15 protein-coding genes are annotated in these 20985 nt (G+C 68.5%); 6 read left to right on the top strand and 9 right to left on the bottom strand.

Going from position 1 to position 20985, the window contains the following annotated elements:
* Positions 1 to 213 precede the first annotated feature (213 nt).
* The gene (locus FV560_RS10465) at positions 214 to 3666 is read right to left on the bottom strand and encodes an HNH endonuclease (protein ID WP_159621476.1); all 3453 of its coding nucleotides are present in this window, start codon (positions 3664 to 3666) and stop codon (positions 214 to 216) included.
* Positions 3667 to 3998: 332 nt separating this feature from the next.
* Positions 3999 to 4799: an SURF1 family protein gene (locus FV560_RS10460; protein ID WP_159621475.1), complete on the bottom strand. Its 801-nt coding sequence runs from the start codon at positions 4797 to 4799 to the stop codon at positions 3999 to 4001.
* Between the two features lie 132 nt (positions 4800 to 4931).
* On the opposite strand from FV560_RS10460, the gene pta reads away from it, so the two are divergent.
* The 3 genes from pta to FV560_RS10445 all read left to right on the top strand — a co-directional run bounded on the left by pta (position 4932) and on the right by FV560_RS10445 (position 8838).
* Positions 4932 to 6998, top strand: coding sequence for a phosphate acetyltransferase (pta, locus tag FV560_RS10455; protein WP_159621474.1), 2067 nt, complete (start codon positions 4932 to 4934; stop codon positions 6996 to 6998).
* Positions 6999 to 7006: 8 nt separating this feature from the next.
* The gene (locus FV560_RS10450) at positions 7007 to 8236 is read left to right on the top strand and encodes an acetate kinase (RefSeq protein ID WP_159621473.1); all 1230 of its coding nucleotides are present in this window, start codon (positions 7007 to 7009) and stop codon (positions 8234 to 8236) included.
* 104 nt (positions 8237 to 8340) lie between these two features.
* Positions 8341 to 8838 carry a GNAT family N-acetyltransferase gene (locus tag FV560_RS10445; RefSeq protein WP_200837604.1) on the top strand — a complete coding sequence of 166 codons (498 nt, stop codon included), beginning with the start codon at positions 8341 to 8343 and terminating at the stop codon, positions 8836 to 8838.
* A gap of 99 nt (positions 8839 to 8937) precedes the next feature.
* Here FV560_RS10445 and FV560_RS10440 read toward each other — a convergent pair whose 3' ends face one another.
* Positions 8938 to 10653, bottom strand: coding sequence for an HNH endonuclease (locus FV560_RS10440; protein ID WP_159621472.1), 1716 nt, complete (start codon positions 10651 to 10653; stop codon positions 8938 to 8940).
* 202 nt (positions 10654 to 10855) lie between these two features.
* Between FV560_RS10440 and pepN the strand changes: the two genes are divergently transcribed.
* Entirely contained in the window at positions 10856 to 13396 is a 2541-nt protein-coding gene (pepN, locus tag FV560_RS10435) for an aminopeptidase N (protein WP_159621471.1), read from the top strand.
* Between the two features lie 103 nt (positions 13397 to 13499).
* Here the strand turns inward: pepN and FV560_RS10430 are convergent, their stop codons facing one another.
* On the bottom strand, positions 13500 to 14891 hold the full coding sequence (locus tag FV560_RS10430; protein WP_159621470.1) for a class II fumarate hydratase: 1392 nt from the start codon (positions 14889 to 14891) through the stop codon (positions 13500 to 13502).
* Between the two features lie 92 nt (positions 14892 to 14983).
* Between FV560_RS10430 and FV560_RS10425 the strand changes: the two genes are divergently transcribed.
* Positions 14984 to 15379 carry a DUF1304 domain-containing protein gene (locus FV560_RS10425; RefSeq protein WP_159621469.1) on the top strand — a complete coding sequence of 132 codons (396 nt, stop codon included), beginning with the start codon at positions 14984 to 14986 and terminating at the stop codon, positions 15377 to 15379.
* Positions 15380 to 15537: 158 nt separating this feature from the next.
* Here FV560_RS10425 and FV560_RS10420 read toward each other — a convergent pair whose 3' ends face one another.
* Positions 15538 to 16662 carry a GuaB3 family IMP dehydrogenase-related protein gene (locus FV560_RS10420; RefSeq protein ID WP_159621468.1) on the bottom strand — a complete coding sequence of 375 codons (1125 nt, stop codon included), beginning with the start codon at positions 16660 to 16662 and terminating at the stop codon, positions 15538 to 15540.
* 155 nt (positions 16663 to 16817) lie between these two features.
* Between FV560_RS10420 and FV560_RS10415 the strand changes: the two genes are divergently transcribed.
* The gene (locus tag FV560_RS10415) at positions 16818 to 17183 is read left to right on the top strand and encodes a VOC family protein (RefSeq protein WP_159621467.1); all 366 of its coding nucleotides are present in this window, start codon (positions 16818 to 16820) and stop codon (positions 17181 to 17183) included.
* 52 nt (positions 17184 to 17235) lie between these two features.
* Here FV560_RS10415 and FV560_RS10410 read toward each other — a convergent pair whose 3' ends face one another.
* The 4 genes from FV560_RS10410 to eno all read right to left on the bottom strand — a co-directional run bounded on the left by FV560_RS10410 (position 17236) and on the right by eno (position 20961).
* Positions 17236 to 18183, bottom strand: coding sequence for a Ppx/GppA phosphatase family protein (locus tag FV560_RS10410; protein ID WP_159621466.1), 948 nt, complete (start codon positions 18181 to 18183; stop codon positions 17236 to 17238).
* Between the two features lie 82 nt (positions 18184 to 18265).
* Complete coding sequence (locus tag FV560_RS10405; protein ID WP_159621465.1) at positions 18266 to 18760, bottom strand: DUF501 domain-containing protein; 495 nt, start codon at positions 18758 to 18760, stop codon at positions 18266 to 18268.
* A gap of 13 nt (positions 18761 to 18773) precedes the next feature.
* Entirely contained in the window at positions 18774 to 19451 is a 678-nt protein-coding gene (locus tag FV560_RS20555; RefSeq protein WP_275401899.1) for an FtsB family cell division protein, read from the bottom strand.
* Positions 19452 to 19671: 220 nt separating this feature from the next.
* Positions 19672 to 20961 carry a phosphopyruvate hydratase gene (gene eno, locus FV560_RS10395; RefSeq protein ID WP_159621463.1) on the bottom strand — a complete coding sequence of 430 codons (1290 nt, stop codon included), beginning with the start codon at positions 20959 to 20961 and terminating at the stop codon, positions 19672 to 19674.
* Positions 20962 to 20985: the final 24 nt, after the last annotated feature.

Genomic DNA, 20985 nt, shown 5'->3' with positions numbered 1-20985 from the left:
TGGGTCGACACGGATGGGCAGGTAGACGGAATCGCCCGTATGGTGCGGAAAGCTTGGGCTCGTTGAAGGCCCAAGAGCACGCATGACAGGGCACTTTCCAAGGTCGAGCGCAACACGTCGGTTCGTCGGTTGAAGGTTTGAACCGCACTGGGTACGCTGGAGACTGGCAGCAGTCGCCGGTTCAGTCACGCGGCTGACCAACCGCCCTCGGATTCATAGTTTGTCGGCTCGGAACCAACGGTCGTGCTCGGCGACTTCGGCAAGGGGCGGGGTTGACCTGGCGAACCCGGCAGCGAGTTGGTCAATGGCACGCTGGACGATGTCGGCAGGCCATTGCGCGGGATCGGCGACGATCTCGCTCGCAATCTTTGCTCGCATTGACCCGAGCTTGATGTCGCTTGCCCATCCACCGGTGGGTAGCACTGCGCGCGCTCCTCGGAGCGTGTCCACTTTGAGCGTCCGTACTGAGCCGACGACCCGGGCGAACTCGCGATAGTCGCCTACGGCGCGGTGCAGGACAGCAGTGGGATCGACCGCTAGGCGGTTGTCGATCTGTCTTCGCGTTCGCTCTGTGGAGACGTGGCGAAGGAGCCACAGGAGCCGAGGTGTGAGGTCAGCCTGCCGAAGTCGAAGGTCGTCGGTGAGATCGAGAGGACCGACGCTTCGCCCAAGTTCGGTCAGCTCTGCGCGGAGGGCTTCGTAGTGCTTAGGAGCCATCGCATCGACGGCCGAGCCGAGCTGGTCACTGAGGGCGACGATGACGGAGCTGCGCGCTGAGGCGATCATGCAGGCGCCCCAGAAGCGGCGCTCCTTCTCGGACGAGCAGGAGCCGTGCCAGTCAGTCCACCACCCGGGGTCGTCAAGATGTTGACGGAGGTCCGCGACCCGGTTGAGCACCCGTGCGAGGACGGCGTCTCGCGCGGAAATGACGACTGCCATCGCGTTCAAGTCGATCTCGCGCGGTGTCGTCGCAACCGCCTGCCAGAGCACCCATCCGTCGCCCCAGGCCGACGAGATGCGTGCCAGCCTCTCGCTCCATTCGCCTGACGACGACGCGTCAGGCGGCACGGCAGGAACGGTGTCGCCGGCTCCCAAAACGACCGAAACGTTGCTGCCTGTCCGCTGGCGGGTCCGGGCCCGTCGGGTGCGCTCGCCCAGAGCGGGCTTGCGTCGCACCCGAGCGAGCGCACCAGCCGCGGCGCTGATGATCTTGCCAAGGTCGCCGTCACCCAGGTCGTGAACGGCACCCCAAGCCCCGTCGTTCAACTCGTCCACGACAACGGCGAGCAGGCGGTCGTCGCCATCGACATACCCTCCGCGCACAAGAAGTTCAGTCGCCCACGTGGTGTCCGAGGTGTACCCGCGGATCGCGTCGCAGAGCGGCCGACGTTGGTCAGTGCGAACCTCAGCGAACAGGAAGAGGTCTGCGGCGCTCTCGATCCACGTTGCATCGCTCCGGTGTTCACCCCACCACCAGCCAGCGAGGTCGACCTCGTCGCCTACGTGCCGGAGCAAGCTGGCCGCAGCCGAACGTCGAACACCAGGGTCGGTCTCGACCATCATGCGTTCCATGAGGTGATCGACCGCCTGCGATCTGCCGGCCTTCTCACTCAGGGCAAGGGCCGCGCCGCTGGTGTCAAGAAGGCCGTCCTCGGCCAGCACAACACCGGGTCCCTCGAGGATGAGGTCGACGACCTCACGGATAGTCGACGACGGCTGGACCTCATAGATGCGGTCGTCGAGAAAGAGCGCTGCAGCAGAGCGCACCATAGGCAGCCCGGGGACGCGCTGCTGCGCATTGCGCAGGTTCGCCACAAGAGCGCGGACCTCGCCCTTGGAAAGCATGCCGACAAAGAACCTGCAGACGTTGGACCAGTACGGCCGGATGAGGAGTTCGTTGAGGCAGTCGTCGCGCGTGTTCCCGACGCCCCTCGGCGGGGCGTTGTCGAAGATGTGCAGCGCGGCGAAATACTCCCTGAGGGACTGGACCTCGAACTGGAAGTAACCTGGATCGCGCTCGACGAGACAGAGGACGCGGGACACGAACGCCGAGAACAGCTCCCGAGCGAGCCTTTGTCCGTCCTCGTCGTCCTCGAAGTGCGCCCGCAGTTCTGTCCTCAGGGCATCGCGTGCGATCGACCCGGCGGTCGTTCGGCTTTCGGCAAGGCTCTGGAGCAGCCATCCGAGGTATGCGTGCACCTCCTCGATGACGGGGCGCCGCTCGGCGAGCAACGGCTCCTTGCCTTCGGTCTGCTCACGGTCGAGGAACGTCATCAGGTACTCCCGGTACAGCTCGGTGCGCTGTTGCGGGAGGAGCTGCCGTCGGTAGAGAAGATGGAGAAGGATCGCCAGCTGCATCGGTTGTGAGGCAAGCTCGCGGATGTGGACCACGTGCTGGTGCTCGAGGAACGTCCGCTGGAGCCGATCCGTCTGGTCGGGGCTCAGCTGACTCACCGCGCACCACCGCTGCAGGTACTGCAGCCTGAGCCCTTGGGACAGCCTGCGCAGGTCAAATCTGGGGAACTCAGCGGCGGACCACAGACGAGAGGTCGTGCCACCAGGTCGCGTGGCGACCAGGACGACGAGGTCAGCTGCATCCGACCGGAGCCGGGCCTCAGCCTGCACGATCTCGGCTCCCACGAGATCCCTGTGGGACGGGTTGGCAACCTCGTCGAGACCATCGAAGGCGATCAAGACAGCGTCGGTGGCGACAAGGACGGCTAGGTCCGCCACGCTGAACTCATGGCCGCCGCTCCTCATAGCGATATCGGCAGCAATGTACTGCTCAAGGGTACGCGGGTCGGTCTTGGCCGTTCCCCGCTTCCTCTTCTTCTTGGTCCGGCCGTTACTCTCCCCGCGTGCCGAGTACGCCCACTGCGCGTACTTCCTCAGGTCGATCCGGATTGGGACTCTGGGAGTCGCGGTCACTCGCACCAACGACTGCGCCTCACCCGTGTAGGTGTCGTGCCCGAGGCGCTTGGCTCGATGGAACTGGCAGAGATACTGCAGCAGCGTCGACTTTCCCTGGCCTGGTCCGCCAACGATGAGAGCATTCCCAGCCCACTGCGGGTGCAGCAGCGCCTGCGCTGCACCGGCAACCGCGAGGTCTGCCGCACCTTCGAGAGCCTCCTGATCAGGCGGAGCCTCGGCCACCACCAGGCCAATGAAGTCCGCCCGCGGAGAGTCTCGTCGGCAGGAGAAGGGGACGTCGACGAACAGCGCGTCGACGGACGGTGCGTTGAGATCGACCTGCTGGAACTGGATCGCGTCGTCTGCGGCGTACCGGTCGCCCAGATACGCCATGACCACTTGCTCAAGACGTGAGCGCCGCTGCTGTTGCCCCTCGTGGTGGCGCTTCATCTCCACGAGCTCGTCGACCGAGTATCCCGAGCCACCATCCTTATCGATCATCCGGTGATGGGTCGGGCACAAGAGGATCACGTTCTCAGGGCTGTCGAGCTTCTCCGAGGGGTAATCCACGTCGTACCTAGGGCCATCCGGCCGGGGCGACCGAATATGCGCCTGTTCTCCCAGGACGATGGCGTTGGACTCACCAGTAGCGACATTGACCTGATCCGACGTGAGCCGGACATGGCAAGCCGGATAGGCGCACAGGTCACGCGCGCGGGAGAACAGGACCTTGCTGGTCTGCGGAGTGATTGCCACGTCTACGAACCTGTTCCTGTCACGCCACACCCTTCGATTCCAGATCAAGCGCGGCCACTCACGGCGATGGCCTGCTGCCGCCACCGAGCCTGGTGCTCGACCATATCCGGTGCGTTCGACTCCAGCGGGACAGACGGTCCGGCCACGCTCCGGATCCGCAAGTACGGAGGAATTGAGCCCGCACCCCACCGAACCGTCTCGTAAGCCGAACCCTGACCACGACTGGCGCACCAGACCAGTAACCGGCCCCGGGCAAGGACGCCATCGTCCCGCACGACCTGTCCGCAACACTCACCGGTGAGGGAGCGTTCTGTGGCGTCACTAGAGCACCCTCACCCCACCCGCTCCTGCCGCAGGTGACGCACCTCATCCCGCACCATCCGCCACCACAGCACCAGCGCGAACCCCCCGAAGATCCACCACTCCGCCGCATACGCCAGATTGCGGACGTTCAGGCCGCCGTCGGGAATCTCGGGCGGGCCGATCGGGGTCGGCACGGTCGCGGCCGCAGGCCCGGCCGGCTGCATCTCCGCGAGCCGCACCGGCACCGCGTAGGTGGGCTCGTTCCAGAAGTTCACCAGCTGAGCCGGGCTCACCGACTCCACCATCGCGCCGGTGCCGGCTGAAGGGTCGATACCCCGTTCAGCATGTTCCGGACCGGCGAGGAAGCCGATCACCTCGACTTCACCCGGGGAAACCGCGAGCGCCGCCTCGTCGGTGCTGGGCACCCATCCGCGCACCACCGGCAGCAGCGCGTCGTCCTCGCTCACGCGAAGCGCCGAAAGCACGTAGTAGCCGAGCTCGCCTTCGTACCCGCGGCCCTCCACGAAGACCTGCAGGTCCGGCTCCCACTCGCCGGCAACCTCGACCCGCTGGCCGAGCTGTTCCTGCGTCAGCCCCTCCCCCGGCCCCAGGACGTCCGCCAGCGGCAGCGCCGGTCCGTTCTCGCGGGCCGAGGCGGCCACCTCGGCTTCCTGGTTGCCCCGGATCTGAGCGCGGTCCAACTGCCAGGCACCCAGGCGGATGCACAGCGCGGCCCCGGCGAGCAGGATCAGCAGGATCCCCAACAGTCGCGGACGGGTCGCTGCCCGGATCCAGTCCGCCAGCCCACCGGCGCGTTCACTCCCACTCACCTGTCCAGAATACGCACCGGGGCACGGTGCCCCGGTGTGCACCCGGGACAAAAGGCCCTGCCCCGCAGGCCGCCCGCGCCGGTAGCGTGTGCGGGGACGAGCGGGGTTCAGCAGACAGGAGACGAGCGGCTCATGGTGACCAGTGTCTACGTGACGTCGCCCGAGGGACATACCGGGAAGTCCTCGGTCGCTCTCGGGCTGCTGGAGTCCTTCGTCCGGCGAGTCGGCCGGGTCGGGGTGTTCCGTCCGATCACCCGGGGCGATGCCGACAAGGACTCAGTCGTCGAGCTCCTCCTCGCCCACGACGGGGTCGACCTCAGCTACGACGACTGCGTCGGCGTCTCCTACGACGACGTGCACGCCGACCCCGACGGCGCCCTGGCGACCATCGTGCAGCGCTACCACCACGTGGCCGACCGGTGTGACGCCGTCGTGATCGTGGGCTCGGACTACACCGATGTCGCCGGGCCGACCGAGCTGGCGTTCAACGCCCGCGTGGCCGCGAACCTCGGTTCGGCGGTCGTCCTCGTGGTCTCCGCAGTCGATCGCGAGGCCAGCGATGTGCGCCAGATGGTGGACGTCTCGGCGGCTGAGCTGGCCGGAGCGCACGCCTCGCTGGTGGCGGTGGTCGCGAACCGAGCCCGGCCGGAGAACAGCGCGGAGATCAGGGCGGACCTGGCTGACCTGCCGGTGCCGGCGTGGGTCATGCCGGACGTGCCGCTGCTGGCAGCGCCGAGTGTGCGGGATCTGATGCAGGCGACCGGCGGCACGCTCATCACAGGAGACGATGAACTGCTCGACCGCGAGGCCGAGGAACTGATCGTCGGCGGCATGACGATGGAGCACATCCTCCAGCGCCTCTCCGACGGTGCCGTGGTGATCGTGCCAGGTGACCGGTCCGAGGTGATCCTCGCGCTCGTCGCGGCACACGCCGCCGAGAACTTCCCGTCGCTGGCGGCGCTGATCCTCAATGGCGGCTTCGCTCCGTCGGAACAGACCACCCGGTTGATGGACGGTCTGCGTCAACGGCTGCCGATCATCACCACCGATCTGGGCACGTTCGAAGCCGCCAGCCGCGCCGCCCGGACACCGGGGCTGCTCTCTACCGGTTCCCAGCGCAAGCTCGACCTCGCCCGGTCCACGTTCGAGCAAGCGATCGACTCAGAGCGGCTGATGGACGCCGTCGACATCCCCCGCAGCACGGTGGTGACGCCCCTGATGTTCGAGCATGAGCTGCTCGAACGCGCCCGCGCCGGCCGCAAGCACGTGGTGCTGCCCGAGGGAGAGGACGACCGGATCCTGCGGGCGGCGAGCACGCTGCTGGCGCGCGAGGTGGCGGCCCTCACTCTGCTCGGCGACGAGGCCACCATCCGCGCCCGGGCCAGTGAGCTGGGCCTGGACCTGACGGCGGCTCGTGTGCTCTCCCCGAAGGATCCCGAGCTGCGGGAACGGTTCGCCCGCACCTACGCCGGGCTGCGCGAGCACAAGGGCATGACGGTCGAACGCGCCCGCGAGATCGTCACCGACGTGTCCTATTTCGGCACCCTCATGGTCTACGAGGGCCTCGCCGATGGCATGGTCTCCGGCGCCCGCCACACCACGGCGCACACGATCAAGCCGTCCTTCGAGACGATCAAGACCGCTGAGGGGGTCTCGATCGTCAGCTCGGTGTTCTTCATGTGCCTGACCGACAGGGTGCTCGTGTACGGCGACTGCGCCGTGAACCCGGATCCCGACGCCGGGCAGCTGGCCGATATCGCGATCTCCTCGGCGGCGACCGCGGCACAGTTCGGGGTGGAGCCGCGGATCGCGATGCTCTCCTACTCCACGGGCGAGTCCGGAAGCGGCGCCGATGTGGACAAGGTGCGGGCCGCGACGGCCGAGGTGCGCCGGCGACGGCCCGACCTGGTGGTCGAGGGACCGATCCAGTACGACGCCGCCGTGGACCCCACCACGGCGAGCACGAAGATGCCCGGCTCGGACGTGGCCGGGCGCGCCACGGTGCTGATCTTCCCGGATCTGAACACCGGCAACAACACCTACAAGGCGGTTCAGCGCAGTGCCGGTGCGGTTGCCGTCGGGCCGGTGCTGCAAGGTCTGCGCAAGCCGGTCAACGACCTCTCCCGGGGCGCACTCGTGCAGGACATCGTGAACACGGTGGCGATCACCGCCGTCCAGGCACAGGGCGAGGAAGGGTGAGGGGGGCCGTGGGCGAGCCCAGGACGGCGCAGCACGTCCTGGTCATCAACGCCGGCTCCTCCTCGCTCAAGTACCAGGTGGTGGATGCCGCCTCCGGTGAGGCGCTCGCCTCAGGGTTGGCGGAGCGGGTGGGGCAAGCCGGTGCCGAGGGGCACCTGCGCCATGAGGTGGGCGAGGACGTGCACGAACGCGAGTTGCCGCTACCCGATCATGGTGCGGCGATGGCGGCCATGCGGGAATCGTTCGAGGCGTTCGGCCCCGAGCTCGCGAGCGCCAATCTGATGGCCGTCGGGCACCGTGTGGTGCAGGGAGGACCGGAGTTCAGCGCCTCGGTGCGCATCGACGCCGAGGTGGTCGCGGCGATCGAGGACGTCTCGGACCTGGCACCGCTGCACAACCCTCCCAACCTGGCCGGGATCCGGGCTGCGCAGGCCACTTTCGGCGACCTTCCCCAGGTGGCGGTCTTCGACACCGCCTTCCACCGCACCATGCCCGCCCACGCCGCCACCTACGCCCTCGACCGGGAGATCGCCCAGGCTCACCGCGTGCGCCGGTACGGGGCGCACGGCACCTCACATCAGTACGTGGCGCGCACCGCTGCCCGTGAGCTCGGGTTGGCGCCGGAGGCGGCGAACCTGATCATCTTCCACCTCGGCAACGGCGCCTCGGTCACGGCGGTGGCGAACGGACGGTCGGTCGACACCTCGATGGGGCTGACACCGCTGGAAGGCCTGGTGATGGGCACCCGCACCGGGGACATCGATCCTGCGGTGGTGTTCCACCTCGCCCGCACCGCGGGGATGAGCATCGACGAGATCGACACGGTGATGAACCGGCGCTCGGGACTGCTGGGGCTCGCCGGCAGCAACGACATGCGCGATGTCGTGGACGCTGCCGAGAGCGGCGACGACGACGCCCAGCTCGCACTCGACGTCTATTGCTACCGGCTGCGTAAGTACATCGGCGCGTACACGGCCGTGCTGGGCCGGGTGGACGCGGTGGTGTTCACGGCAGGTGTCGGCGAGAACAGCGCCCCCGTGCGCGCCGGCGCGCTGCGCGATCTGGAGAACCTGGGAATCGTGCTCGACCCGGTGGCCAACGCCTCGCTCGAGCGAGGCGTCATCACGCCCATCTCCGCACTCGACTCGCCCGTGACCGTACTCGTGGTGCCGACCAACGAGGAGTGGGAGATCGCACGAGAAGCCGTGAGCGTCGTCCGGGCGATCTCCGAGCAGTGACGTTCCGGCACGCCGGAGGCCGAGCGCCCGTCGCGTGCCGCCCGCGGACTTGCCCTGGTGACAGAGATCACACCCGCCTACCATGGAGCCCGGGAGGTGACCCGATGAGTGAGGGCCAGATCACGGTGAACGTGCGTCCGGTCGAAGACGCAGACCTCGACGCGTTCTTCACCCAGCTCCGCGACCCCGAGGCAGCCTCCCTCGCCGGCGACACCTTCGAGGACCCGAACGAACGGCAAGCGTTCAACGCTCACTGGCGCCACCTGCGCGCGGACGAGACCGCCGATGTGCGCACGATCGAGATCGACGACGATGACGAGCGCCGCGTGGTGGGTCATATCCGCGGCCGCCCGGAGTCGGATGAGCACCGCGTCTCCTTCTGGATCGACCGGGCCTACTGGGGGCGCGGGATCACCACGCGAGCCCTCGGCGCCTTCCTGCAGGAAATCCCGCACCGCCCCGTGATCGCCCGGGTGCCGCGGCACAACGAGGCGGCGGTGGTGGTGCTGCGCCGGAACGGGTTCCACCTCGTGGGCGACGAGACCGGCTATGCCCCGGACCGGGGCCGGGTGGTGGACGAACTCGTACTACGGCACAACTGAGGTCTGGGAAGCCACGCACTCCGCACGACGTGTGCCCGCTCGGAGAGTGACCCGCTCGACACGCCGGTTCGCCGCTCGGCCTCGTCCGCCGGCGTTCCTTCACGCCACCAGGGGCGCTCGTCGGATCCGCCCGGCACCCATAGCCGTTGAATCTCCGGCATCGGCGTACGCCTCCTCGAGCTCGCGCGCGTACGCGGCAGCGTGCCGGTCCGTCGAGGTCCAGATGGCGGTGTCGACAACTCGTGCGTCGTCGATTCCTCCCTGCGTGGTCGGTCCACGCTCACGGGCCGTGAACGGTCCACGCACGTCCCGCTCGCGCCGCCACCACGGATGACCCGCCGGATGGGGCGGTCCCAGCACCCTGGGTGGTTGGGAGGAGTAGACATGGCCGGTCGGCGTGGTGGTGCGCACCCGATGGCTGCGGCACGCCGCAACCGCTGGCAGATCGCCGTCATCCGGCCGCTCTGAGCGGCTGTCCCGTCGTTCGTGCTCGGCCCGCGCTGACCACCCGCGTGCTGATTTGGCGTAGTTGCACGCTTCGCACAGACCCTGAAGGTTCGACTCGCTTGTCGACCCGCCGGCCGCGTGCTCGGTGACGTGGTCGATGTGGCGGATCGGCGCGTCGCACCATGGCATCCGGCAGGTGCGGTCGCGGGCTCTGATGAATGCCGCCAGTCCAGCCGGCGCCCGGCGCGCCCGCGACTGCATGGCGACGAGTTCTCCACTCTCGGGCCGGATGAAGAGGCGCCGGATCCACGCACCGAGCCGGCTCCCCTGGTGTTCATCGCCGCTGTCCTCCACCGGATCCACGCTCCCCGGCCCTGTCGCAGGCTGGTTCCCCCCAGCGTCCCCCGTCTGCTCTTCTCCCGCCTGCTCACTCGCCCGCGCGATGAGGTCCCGGGCCCAGCGGGAGGGCACCGTGCCGTACCCATTCACATACGAGGCCTCATCGGCCTGATCGAGCAGAGCCCGGTCACTCATCACCACGTGGACCTGGATCGGTACCCCGTCTGCCCGGGACTGACCCGTCACCCGTTCCACCAGCGTGTCAGCCATGAGCTGGGCAGTGCTGCGCTCATCGCCCTGAGCACGGAGCGCCTGGGCACGGCGGGTCAAGGCCGCGTGCACCGCCACCCCCTGGGCCACCGGGACCATGGCAGTGACCTGAGCCATGACGTCCGGCGCCGGCCGGATCGTCACCCGCCGGTCCGCCTCAGCTTTGGCCGCCCTTCGCACCAACGCCGCCTGGTCCAGCTGATTCGTGAGGGCACGCGCCTCGGCAACGAACCGCTTGTCTCCCCACCCGGCGAACCGCTCGGGATCAGCACACAGTTCCGCGTCGAATGCCGCCCGGTCCTCGACACTCAGACATGCGGACTCACGCACCAGCAGGGTGGCACGCCACTCGCTCAGCGCACCGCCTGCCAGCGCCGCCATCGTGTGCGGCATCTCGTTCACGAGCGCCTTGCCCATTCCGAGGTACTGGCTGCCGCGCACCGGCGAGACCCGGCGGGCCAGCGCCACCTGCGCCGCCACCGCGGCACCCTGCTGCTCGGGTGGGATTCCCACCCCTGCCCGCTCCGCACGGATCGAGGCATCCAGATCTGCCGACAGCCGCGCCTGCACCGCCGCGACCGACCCGGCCAGCTCCTCCAGCTCCCGCAGGAGATCCACGCGCTCGGTGTTACCCAGAGCAGCGAGATCGGTGCTGGTGGCCGCAGACCTCAGCCCCGACCGAGTCGACCGAACCGCAGCCAGCACCACAGACGCACCGGGCGCCTCGCCCGCCTCCCCTGCCACAGCCGTCGATCTCATGGTTCACACCCTGACACCGACCACTGACATTCGCGCTGACCTGCGGGAACGGCACACAGTGACGACCTCGTTCCCGTGCAGCCACCAGCCCCGAGCATCGAGCCAGAACACCGACCACGCCCTTGTCAGCACCGGTCAGTACCGACGTTCCGCATCCCCGATGAGCACCCAACTGTCCCACCCGCATGACAAGATCGATCCCATGCCTGGAACCAACCTCACCCGGGACGAGGCCGCTACCCGCGCCGCACTCCTCTCCGTTGACAGTTACACGATCGATCTGAACCTGACCGGTTCGGACACCCATTTCGCGAGCACCACCGTGATCCGGTTCTCCTGCTCGCAACCCGGCGCCGCAACCTTCGCCGACCTGGTGGGCGCCGAGGTCCACGAGATCAGCCTGAACGGTGCTTCCTTGGACCCCGCCGAGGTCTACTCCGACTCCCGGATCCTGCTGCGCGACCTGGCGGAGCAGAACGAGCTGCGCGTGATCGCCACGCTCCCCTACTCCCGTACGGGCGAGGGACTGCACCGCTTCGTCGACCCCGCCGACGATCGCGTCTACACCTACACCCAGTTCGAGGTGCCGGACGCCCGTCGCGTGTACACCACCTTCGAGCAGCCCGACCTGAAGTCGGTGTTCACCTTCACGATCACTGCGCCGGAGCAGTGGCGGGTGATCTCCAACGCACCCACCCCTGAGCCTGCCCCCGCCGGCGAGGGCACCGCCACCTGGTCCTTCCCCACCACCGAGCGGATGTCCACCTACATCACCGCGCTGGTGGCGGGCGAGTACCACGAGGTACTCGACGTCTACAACGGCACCAACGGGTCAATAGCGCTCGGCCACTACTGCCGCCAGTCCCTGGCCGAACACCTCGACGTCGAGACGTTGCTGCACGTCACCAAGCAGGGCTTCGCCTTCTTCGAGGAGACCTTCGGCGTCCCCTACGCCTTCGGCAAGTACGACCAGCTGTATGTGCCGGAGTACAACATGGGCGCGATGGAAAACGCCGGCGCGGTCACCTTCCGCGACGAGTACCTGCCCCGCTCGCGGCAGACCCACTCCTTCTACCAGCAGCGCGCGAACACCATCCTGCACGAGATGGCGCACATGTGGTTCGGCGATCTGGTCACCATGAAGTGGTGGGACGACCTGTGGCTGAACGAGTCCTTCGCCGAGTGGGCCTCCCATCACGCGATGGCCAGCGCCACCGAATACACCGAGGTGTGGACCGCCTTCACCAATGCCCGCAAGAACTGGGCCTACCGGCAGGACCAGTTGCCCTCCACACACCCGATCGCCGCGGACAACCACGACCTGGAGGCCGTGGAGGTCAACTTCGACGGGATCACTTACGCCAAGGGCGCTTCGACGCTGAAGCAGCTGGTGGCCTGGGTGGGTCTGGAGGAGTTCCTCGCCGGCCTACGCGCCTACTTCACCGAGCACGCGTTCGGCAACACCGAGTTCGCGGACCTGCTGCGGGCGCTCGAAGCCGCCTCCGGCCGTGAGCTCGCGTCCTGGGCGGATGAGTGGCTGAAGACCTCGGGCGTGAACGTCCTCACTCCCGAGTTCACGATTTCCGACGGCGGAGCGTACGAGACCTTTGCCGTGCGCCAGGGGGCGTCATCGGACTTCCCCACGCTGCGCCGTCACCGGATCGGGATCGGCCTGTACGACCTGGCCGACGGCGCCCTCACCCTGCGGGAACGGCTTGAGGTGGACGTACGCGGCGAGTTGACCGAGATCGAGGAGCTGGTGGGCAAGACTCAGCCGGACCTGCTGCTGCTCAACGACGGCGACCTCACCTACGCCAAGATCCGCCTCGACGAGCGCTCCCTGGCCACGGCGGTGGCACACATCCAGGATTCCCCGGACTCCCTCACCCGGGCGCTGCTATGGGGTGCGGCATGGGACATGACCCGCGATGCTCAGATGCCCGCGGCCACCTTCGTCGAACTGGTGCTCACCGGTATCGGCACCGAGTCCGATCTGACAGCGGTCTCCCGGTTGCCCGTCTTCGCGCGAACAGCCATCGAGCTCTACACCGACCCGGCCGACCGGGACGGGCTGCGGGAGGTCTGGGAGTCTGGACTGCGTGACCTCCTCGCGCAGGCAGCGCCGGGCAGCGACCATCAGCTGGCCCTCGCACGCGCCCTGGCCGGCAGTGCCGAGACCGGAGCGAGCCTGGACCTCATCGCCGGCCTACTGGACGGGTCGGCCGTGCTCGAGGGGCTGACCGTGGACACGGACCTGCGCTGGGCACTGCTGACCGCCCTGACGCGTACCGGCCGCGCCGGGGAACCGCAGATCGCCGCCGAGCTGGAGCGGGACAACACCATCTCCGGTCAGGAGCGTGCCGGCATGGCCCGCGCCGTCCGCCCCGACGCTGAGGCCAAGGCGCAGGCATGGCGGGATGCCGTCGAGCGGGACGACGTGGCCAACGAGACCCAGCGCCAGATCGCCCTGGGCTTCGCCACGCTCGGGCAGGCCGACCTGCTCGCGCCCTACCTGGAGAAGTACCTCACAGCGGCCGAGACCATCTGGGAGGACAAGGGCGTGCAGCGTGCCTCCACGGCGCTGACGTCCATGTTCCCGCTCCCGCTCGTCTCCGCTGAGGCTGTGGACCGCGTGAGCCAGTGGCTGGCGACATCCTCAGCGAACCCGGCCGCGAAGCGGTACGTGCGCGAAGGGCTGGACGATATGCAGCGGGCGCTCAGGGCTCGCGAGGCGCAGCACTGAGCGGTTCCTCACGCTGATCCACGGCCGGTGGGTGCCCGTCACAGGTCACTCACCGGCCGGTAGGTGCCAACCCTGGACGGCGGGCGCCACCCGTCGTGGCTGGTCAGGGATGCGTCATCGTCGAGACGTCGAGCGCCTGATCGAGCACCTCGGCGGTGATCTCACCTCGCTCGACATACCCGAGGTCCTCGACGGCCTGCCGGATGGTGATCCCTTCGGCCACCGAGTGCTTGGCGATCTTCGCGGCCGCCTCGTACCCGATGTGTCGGTTCAGCGGCGTCACGATGGAGGGTGAGGACTCGGCCAGCTGTAGCGCACGCTCTTCGTTGGCGGCGATCCCGTCCACGCACTTGGTGGCCAGATGCCGAGAGGCGTTGGCGAGCAGGGTGATCGACTCCAGGATGTTCCGAGCGAGCACCGGAAGCATCACGTTCAGCTCGAAGGACCCGGAGGCGCCGGCGAACGCGATGGCGGCGTCGTTGCCGATTACCTGGGCGGAGACCATCAGCGTTGCCTCCGGGATCACCGGGTTCACCTTGCCCGGCATGATCGACGAGCCCGGCTGCAGGTCCGGCAGCGCGATCTCGCCGAGGCCGGTGCGCGGACCGGAGCCCATCCAGCGGATGTCGTTGCAGATCTTCACCAGCGAGACCGCGATGGTCCGCAACTGTCCCGAGGTCTCCACGAGAGAGTCCTGGGCGCCCTGGGCCTCGAAGTGGTTCGGCGCCTCGGTCAGCGGCAAGCCGGTGCGCTCGGCGATCAGCTCGATCACCCGCGGCGCGAACCCGGGCGGGGTGTTGATCCCGGTACCGACAGCGGTGCCGCCCAACGGCAGCTCGGCCAGTCGCGGCAGGGCCGCGTTCACCCGATCGATGCCGTTGCGGATCTGCTGGGCGTACCCGGCGAATTCCTGACCGAGGGTCACCGGGGTGGCGTCCATCAGGTGCGTACGGCCCGATTTGACGACGTCGGCGAACTCCGTGGCCTTCGCCTCCAGGGAGGCGGCGAGCGTCTCCAGGCCCGGGATCAGTTCCTCGATCACGGCCTGGGTGGCCGCGATGTGGATCGATGCCGGGAAGGTGTCGTTGGAGGACTGTGAGGCGTTCACGTGGTCATTCGGGTGCACGTCGAGAGCGTCGGTGCTCGCGAGCGTGGCGATCACCTCGTTGGTGTTCATGTTCGAGGACGTGCCCGAGCCGGTCTGGAAGACGTCGATCGGGAAGTCGTGGTCGAACTCACCGGCGATCACCCGGTCCGCGGCGGCACCGATCGCGTCGGCCCGCGCCTGGTCGAGCACGTCCAACTCGGCGTTCGCCTGCGCGGCGGCGCGCTTGATGTGCGCGAGGGCAGCAATGTGGTGCCGGGAGATCCCACTGCCGGAGATCTGGAAGTTCTCCACCGCCCGCTGGGTCTGCGCTCGATAGGTGGCGTTCTTCGGGACCTTCACCTCACCCATCGTGTCGTGCTCGATGCGGTACTCGATCTCCTGCGTCATCACTGCTCCGTGGTCGGACCTGTCGCTGCCACGCGTCAGTATTCCACCTGCGATTCGCCGTATGTGCCGCGCGGCGCCGTAGGCTACCTACCATGCTCACGGTCGCGCTCCTGCTTGCCTCACTCGCCGCCCTGCTGCACGTCTACATCTTCGTTCTGGAATCGTTCGCCTGGGACACTCCGCGCGGACGAGCGACATTCGGCACCACCCGCGAGGGCGCCGACGCCACGAAGGAGCTTGCCTACAACCAGGGCTTCTACAACCTGTTCCTGGCACTGGCGACCGCGATCGGGGTGATCCTGGTGGCGACGGGCACCGGTCCCGCGGGAGCAGGGCCGGCACTGATCTATGCGGGTGCCGGGTCGATGCTCTTGGCCGCAGTGGTGCTGGTGACGAAGAATCGTGCGATGGCCCGGGCGGCGACGATGCAGGGCGCCCTGCCCGCACTCGCCCTGGCCCTCCTCACCCTCGTGCTCTTGACGGGCTAGCCCAGCCATCGCCCCCGCACGGTGACGTCCTGCGGCTCATAGCCGAGCGAGGCGTCACACTCCCCCAGCACCGCTCCACGGCCTGGTCAGGCCCGCGGCCCGCCACCAGCCCACGACGGCGGAGGCGACCTCGATGCGTGCCTCACGTACCGCTGTGGTCACCGGGGCGAGTAGGGCGAGACCACAACTTCCACGCGCTGGAACTCCTTGAGGTCGGAGTAGCCGGTGGTGGCCATGGCGCGGCGGAGCGCACCGAACATGTTCAACGTCCCGTCAGCGCGGTTGCCGGGACCGAGCAGGATCTCCTCGAGGCTCCCGACGCTTCCCACGTGCACCCGCTCGCCGCGAGGTAGCTGCGGGTGGTGCGCCTCCGGGCCCCAGTGCCACCCACGCCCCGGAGCTTCCGCGGCCCGTGCGAGGGCGGCGCCGAGCATGACGGCGTCCGCCCCGCATCCGATCGCCTTGACCAGGTCGCCGCTGCGGCCCACGCCACCGTCGGCGATCACGTGCACGTACCGGCCACCGGACTCGTCCAGGTAGTCACGGCGCGCCGCGGCGACATCGGCAACGGCACTGGCCAGTGGGGCGTGGATGCCCAGGGTCTGCCGGGTGGTGTGCGCGGCCCCGCCGCCGAATCCGACGAGCACACCGGCGGCACCGGTGCGCATCAGATGCAGGGCTGCGGTGTAGGTGGCCGCTCCGCCGACGATCACGGGGACGTCGAGTTCGTAGATGAACCGCTTGAGGTTCAGCGGCTCGGCCTGGCCGGAGACGTGCTCGGCCGAGACGGTGGTACCGCGGATGACGAACAGGTCGACGCCCGCGTCGACGACGGTGCGCCAGTGCTCCTGGGTGCGCTGCGGGGAGAGTGCCCCGGCCACCGTGACTCCAGCTGCGCGGATCTCCTGCAGGCGGGCGGTGATGAGCTCGGGCATGATCGGTGCCGCGTAGATCTCCTGCATCCGCGCCGTCGCACCCTCGGGAGGGAGCTCGGCGATCTCCTCCAGCAGCGCGGTGGGGTTCTCATACCGCGTCCACAGACCCTCGAGATCGAGCACCCCGATCCCGCCCAGCTCGCCCAGCTGGATCGCGGTCTCCGGGCTCATCACCGAGTCCATCGGTGCGGCCAGGACGGGCAGCTCCACCTGATAGGCGTCGATCTGCCAGGCCACGGAGACTTCTTCGGGATCCCGCGTCCGACGGGAGGGGACGACGGCGATGTCGTCGAAGGAGTAGGCGCGGCGGCCGCGCTTGCCGCGGCCGATCTCGATCTCGTTGCTCACACCCAGCAGGCTACCGTCCGGCACCCACAGCCATGGACGTCCACGCACCGGTCTTCCAACATCCGGCCTCTGGCGTGGTGTCAGTACCCGGTGCCAGACTCGGCCATGATGGCGTCACCGCAACGGTGGCGACCCGTTCCGGCAAGGAGAGTGCCATGGCACACGGCGATATCACCCACATCGACATCCCGGTCAGCGACACCGGTGCCGCGTCCCGCTTCTACGGTGAACTGTTCGGCTGGCAGATCGCCGAGCTGCCCGGCTTCGAGGGCTATCCAATGTGGCAGGCGCCCAACAAGATCAGTGGCGGCGGGCTGGCTCCGCGGGAGGAGGGCTTCACCCAGCCCCGCTCCTACGTGGAGGTCGACTCGATCGAGGAGACGTTGGCGAAGGTCACCGCTCTCGGCGGCTCGGTCGTGATGGACAAGCAGCCGATCAGCGAGACCAGCTGGTGGGCGATCTTCACCGACACCGACGGCAACACCATCGGGCTGTACGAGGGGATCACCGAGGCAGGCTGAGAGCCACCCTGCCCGGACGGCTCACGGGCGGCTCACGGGCACGGAGGCCACGTCAGCGGGACGCCGACAACGCAATCCCGTCCAGGATGTCGTGTTCGCTCGTGATCGCCTCGGTGAGCACTCCCCCGGCGCCCCGAACCTCAGCGGCGACCCGGGCCAGCACCTCGGACCAGATGAGCGCTCCACCGCCGATCACGTCCACTCGTCCCGGATGCATGAAGCCGAGCGCCTCGCGCCGGGCGCGGGGCATGGCGAGCAGATCCGCACAGGCCACGCGGACGTCGTCGATGGGCAGACGGGAGGCATTGATCCGCTCCGGCTCGTAGCTGGGCAGCCCGAGGGCATGCGCCGTCACCGTGGTCACCGAACCCGCCACACCCACGATCGTGCCCACCCGCTCCAGGGGCACCACCGCGGCCGCCTCGTCCAGGGCAGCCCTCACATCGGCGATGGCCGAGGTGATCTGGGCGTCCGTCGGCGGGTCGTCGTGCAGGTGGCGCTCGGTCATCCGGACGCACCCGATGTCGAGAGAGATTGAGGAATCGGGCGCCTGTCCACCTCCGAGGACGAGCTCGGTCGAGCCCCCACCGATATCGACCACGAGCCGGTCCGAAGCAGCACTCTCGTCAAGGATGCTGACCGCACCGGCGAAGGACAACGCGGCCTCCTCCGTCCCGGAGATGACCTCCACCTGGACGCCGAGTGCATCCCGGACCCCGTCGATGAAGACATCCCGGTTGCGGGCATCCCGGGTGGCGGAGGTGGCGACGAAGCGGACCGCCTCCACGCCGTGCTCCTCGCACAGCTCGGCATACCGGCGGGTGGCTTGCAGCGTCCGCTGCAACGCCACCGGATCGAACTCGCCGGTCCGGTCGACGCCCTGACCGAGCCGGACCACCTCCATCCGCCGCAGCACGTCGCTGAGCACGCCGTCAGATCGATCCGCGATCAGCAGTCGGATGGAGTTCGTCCCGCAGTCAATGGCAGCCACTCGAGTCACAGACCAAGCCTGCCATGCCCGCCGACCGACGACGGACCCGTCCCTCAGCAACACAAGGGACGCCGTCGTGCCTCCGAACCTCTCAGCAGGTGCAGCGGTCAGGACGCCAGGTCTGGGCGATCATCGCCAGAGCCTCGTCCCCGAGCGGATTGATTCCGGGCCCCACGGCGAGCGAGTGCGCGACCAGCACGTGCAGGCACTTGACGCGGGTGGGCATGCCACCGGCGGAGATGCCGTCGATCTCGGGAACCTCACCGAGCTCGGACCGACGGCGCAGGTAGTCCTCGTGCGCGCGCCCGTAGGCCGTCGCCAGCTCGTCGTCCTCGCCGAGCCGGTCGGTCATCTCACGCATCACGCCGTTCGCCTCGAGGGTGCTGACCGCGCCCACAGCTCCTGGTGAGGTGAGATAGAACGACGTCGGAAAGGGCGTGCCGTCGTCCAGGCGGGGTCGCGTCCGCACCACCAGTGGGCGAGTGCAGACGCACCGTGCCGCCACCGCGACCACTCCCCGCGGCTCGCGCCCGAGTTGCTCGGCCACCACGTCCAGGTCGCCGGGCAGCAACTGTTCGTCCGTCACTGTGCTCCGCTCGTCAGTCCTCGACCTCACCGGCCACCTGCACCGAATCCCACACGGTCAGATACCACGGGCCGGTCGGTGGCACCGAGACCGGGCCCTGGTCATCGGCACCGGCCGGCTCCTCCCCGGTCACTGTCTCGGGGTCGACCACACGGTACGGCGTCTCCCCCGGCATCACGAATCCTAGTCGGTCCCGGGCCTGGGACTGGATATAGACCGGATCGTTCCACTGGTCGATCTGGGCCTGCAGCTGAGCGTTGCGCTCCTGCGTGGCCGCTATCTGCGCTGCCAGGTCCCGGCTCTCCTCCTGCACCGAGACGTAGGCACGCAAGGTGGGGGCCAGCACGATGAATGCCATCAGGATCACCACGAACAGCACCAGGCCACGGACGGTGATCTGGCGAGGTTCATCGACCTCCTCGCGAGCGGCGCTCCCGCGGGAGCCGCGTCGCGCTGTCGAGGACGTGGGTCCCGGTTTGCCGCGCGGGCGATCCGGCGCTTGGCTGGGGGTCGAGCGCGTGCTCGAGCGGGCGGAGCCCGACCCGCGCCCACGCCCCGCACTGCCGGAGCGCGTCGTACTCGCACGGGGTGGTGTGGTGCGCGCCGGGGGTGTGCGCGATGTGGTGGCCGTACCGGTGCCCGATCCTGCGGACGCGCGAGTACGCGGCGCGGGCGGACGGCGGGCAGGCATGTCCCTATGGTCGCCCACCCGCCCGCCGATCCGGGGTATCGCCTGGGCGCGAGTCGCTGAGGCACGTTCGACGCCGCCTCGATCCCTGCCGCCACCGGCGTTGGAATGCGCCGGTCTACGTCGCATGCGCCCGGACACCACTGACGGCGGGCACCCGTGTGGGTACCCGCCGTCAGCGCGTGCCGTAGCCGGCCGCCGCGTGACTACCGCAGCGTCATGCTCAGGCGCTGGCGCCCTTCCACCGCGGGAAGGCGCTCTTGCCGGCGTAGCGGCCGGCCGCGTCCAGCTCGTCCTCAATGCGCAGGAGCTGGTTGTACTTGTTGATCCGCTCACCGCGCGCCGGAGCACCGGTCTTGATCTGGCCGGCGTTCACCGCCACCGAGAGGTCGGCGATGGTGGTGTCCTCGGTCTCGCCACTGCGGTGGGAGACCATCGCGGTGAAGCCGTTGCGCTGGGCGAGCTCCACAGCGTCCAGGGTCTCGGTGAGGGAACCGATCTGGTTCAGCTTGACCAGCAGCGAGTTCGCCGCCTTGGTCTCGATGCCCTTGGCAAGGCGCTCCGGGTTGGTCACGAACAGGTCGTCGCCAACGATCTGCACCTTGTCGCCGATCTTGGCGACGAGCTCGGACCAGGAGTCCCACTCGTCCTCGCTCAGCGGGTCCTCGATGGAGACCAGCGGGTACTTGGCCACGAGGTCCTCGTAGTAGCTGATCAGCTCGGCCGGGGTGATGGACTTCCCCTCGAACTGGTAGGTGCCGTCGGAGAAGAACTCGGTGGAGGCCACATCCAGGGCGAGCGCGATCTGCTCACCCGGGGTGTAGCCGGCCTTCTCGATGGACTCGACAATCAGATCCAGCGCGGCGTGGTTGCTCTCCAGGTTCGGCGCGAAACCGCCCTCGTCGCCCAGGCCGGTGGCCAGGCCACGCTCCTTGAGCACACCCTTGAGCGCGTGGTAGACCTCCGCGCCCCAGCGCAGCGCCTCCTTGAAGGAGCTCGCACCGATCGGAGCGATCATGAACTCCTGGATGTCGACGTTGGAGTCGGCGTGCGACCCACCGTTGAGGATGTTCATCATCGGCACCGGCAGCACGTGTGCGTTTGGCCCGCCGACGTAACGGAACAGGGAGAGGTCCGCACTCTCGGCAGCGGCGCGCGCCGCTGCGAGGGAGACGCCCAGGATGGCGTTGGCGCCGAGCTTGCCCTTGTTCGGGCTGCCGTCGAGGTCGATCAGGGTCTGGTCGAGGTGACGCTGGTCCGCGGCGTCGAGGCCGAGGATCTCCGGGGCGATGGTCTCGGTGATCGCGGCGACGGCGTTCTCCACGCCCTTGCCCAGGTAGCGACCCTTGTCGCCGTCCCGGCGCTCCACGGCTTCGAACGCACCGGTGGAGGCACCGGAGGGAACAGCGGCGCGCGCGAACGAACCGTCCTCCAGGGCGATCTCCACCTCAACGGTCGGGTTCCCACGAGAGTCGAGGATCTCGCGTGCTCCGACGGCCTCGATACTGGCCACAGTGACTCCTTCACATGGATTTCT

Source organism: Ruania rhizosphaerae (genome assembly GCF_009805705.1).
Lineage (GTDB): Bacteria > Actinomycetota > Actinomycetes > Actinomycetales > Beutenbergiaceae > Ruania > Ruania rhizosphaerae.
The sequence above is the reverse complement of the archived record's forward strand: the minus strand, read 5'-3'. Positions and strand labels throughout refer to the sequence as shown.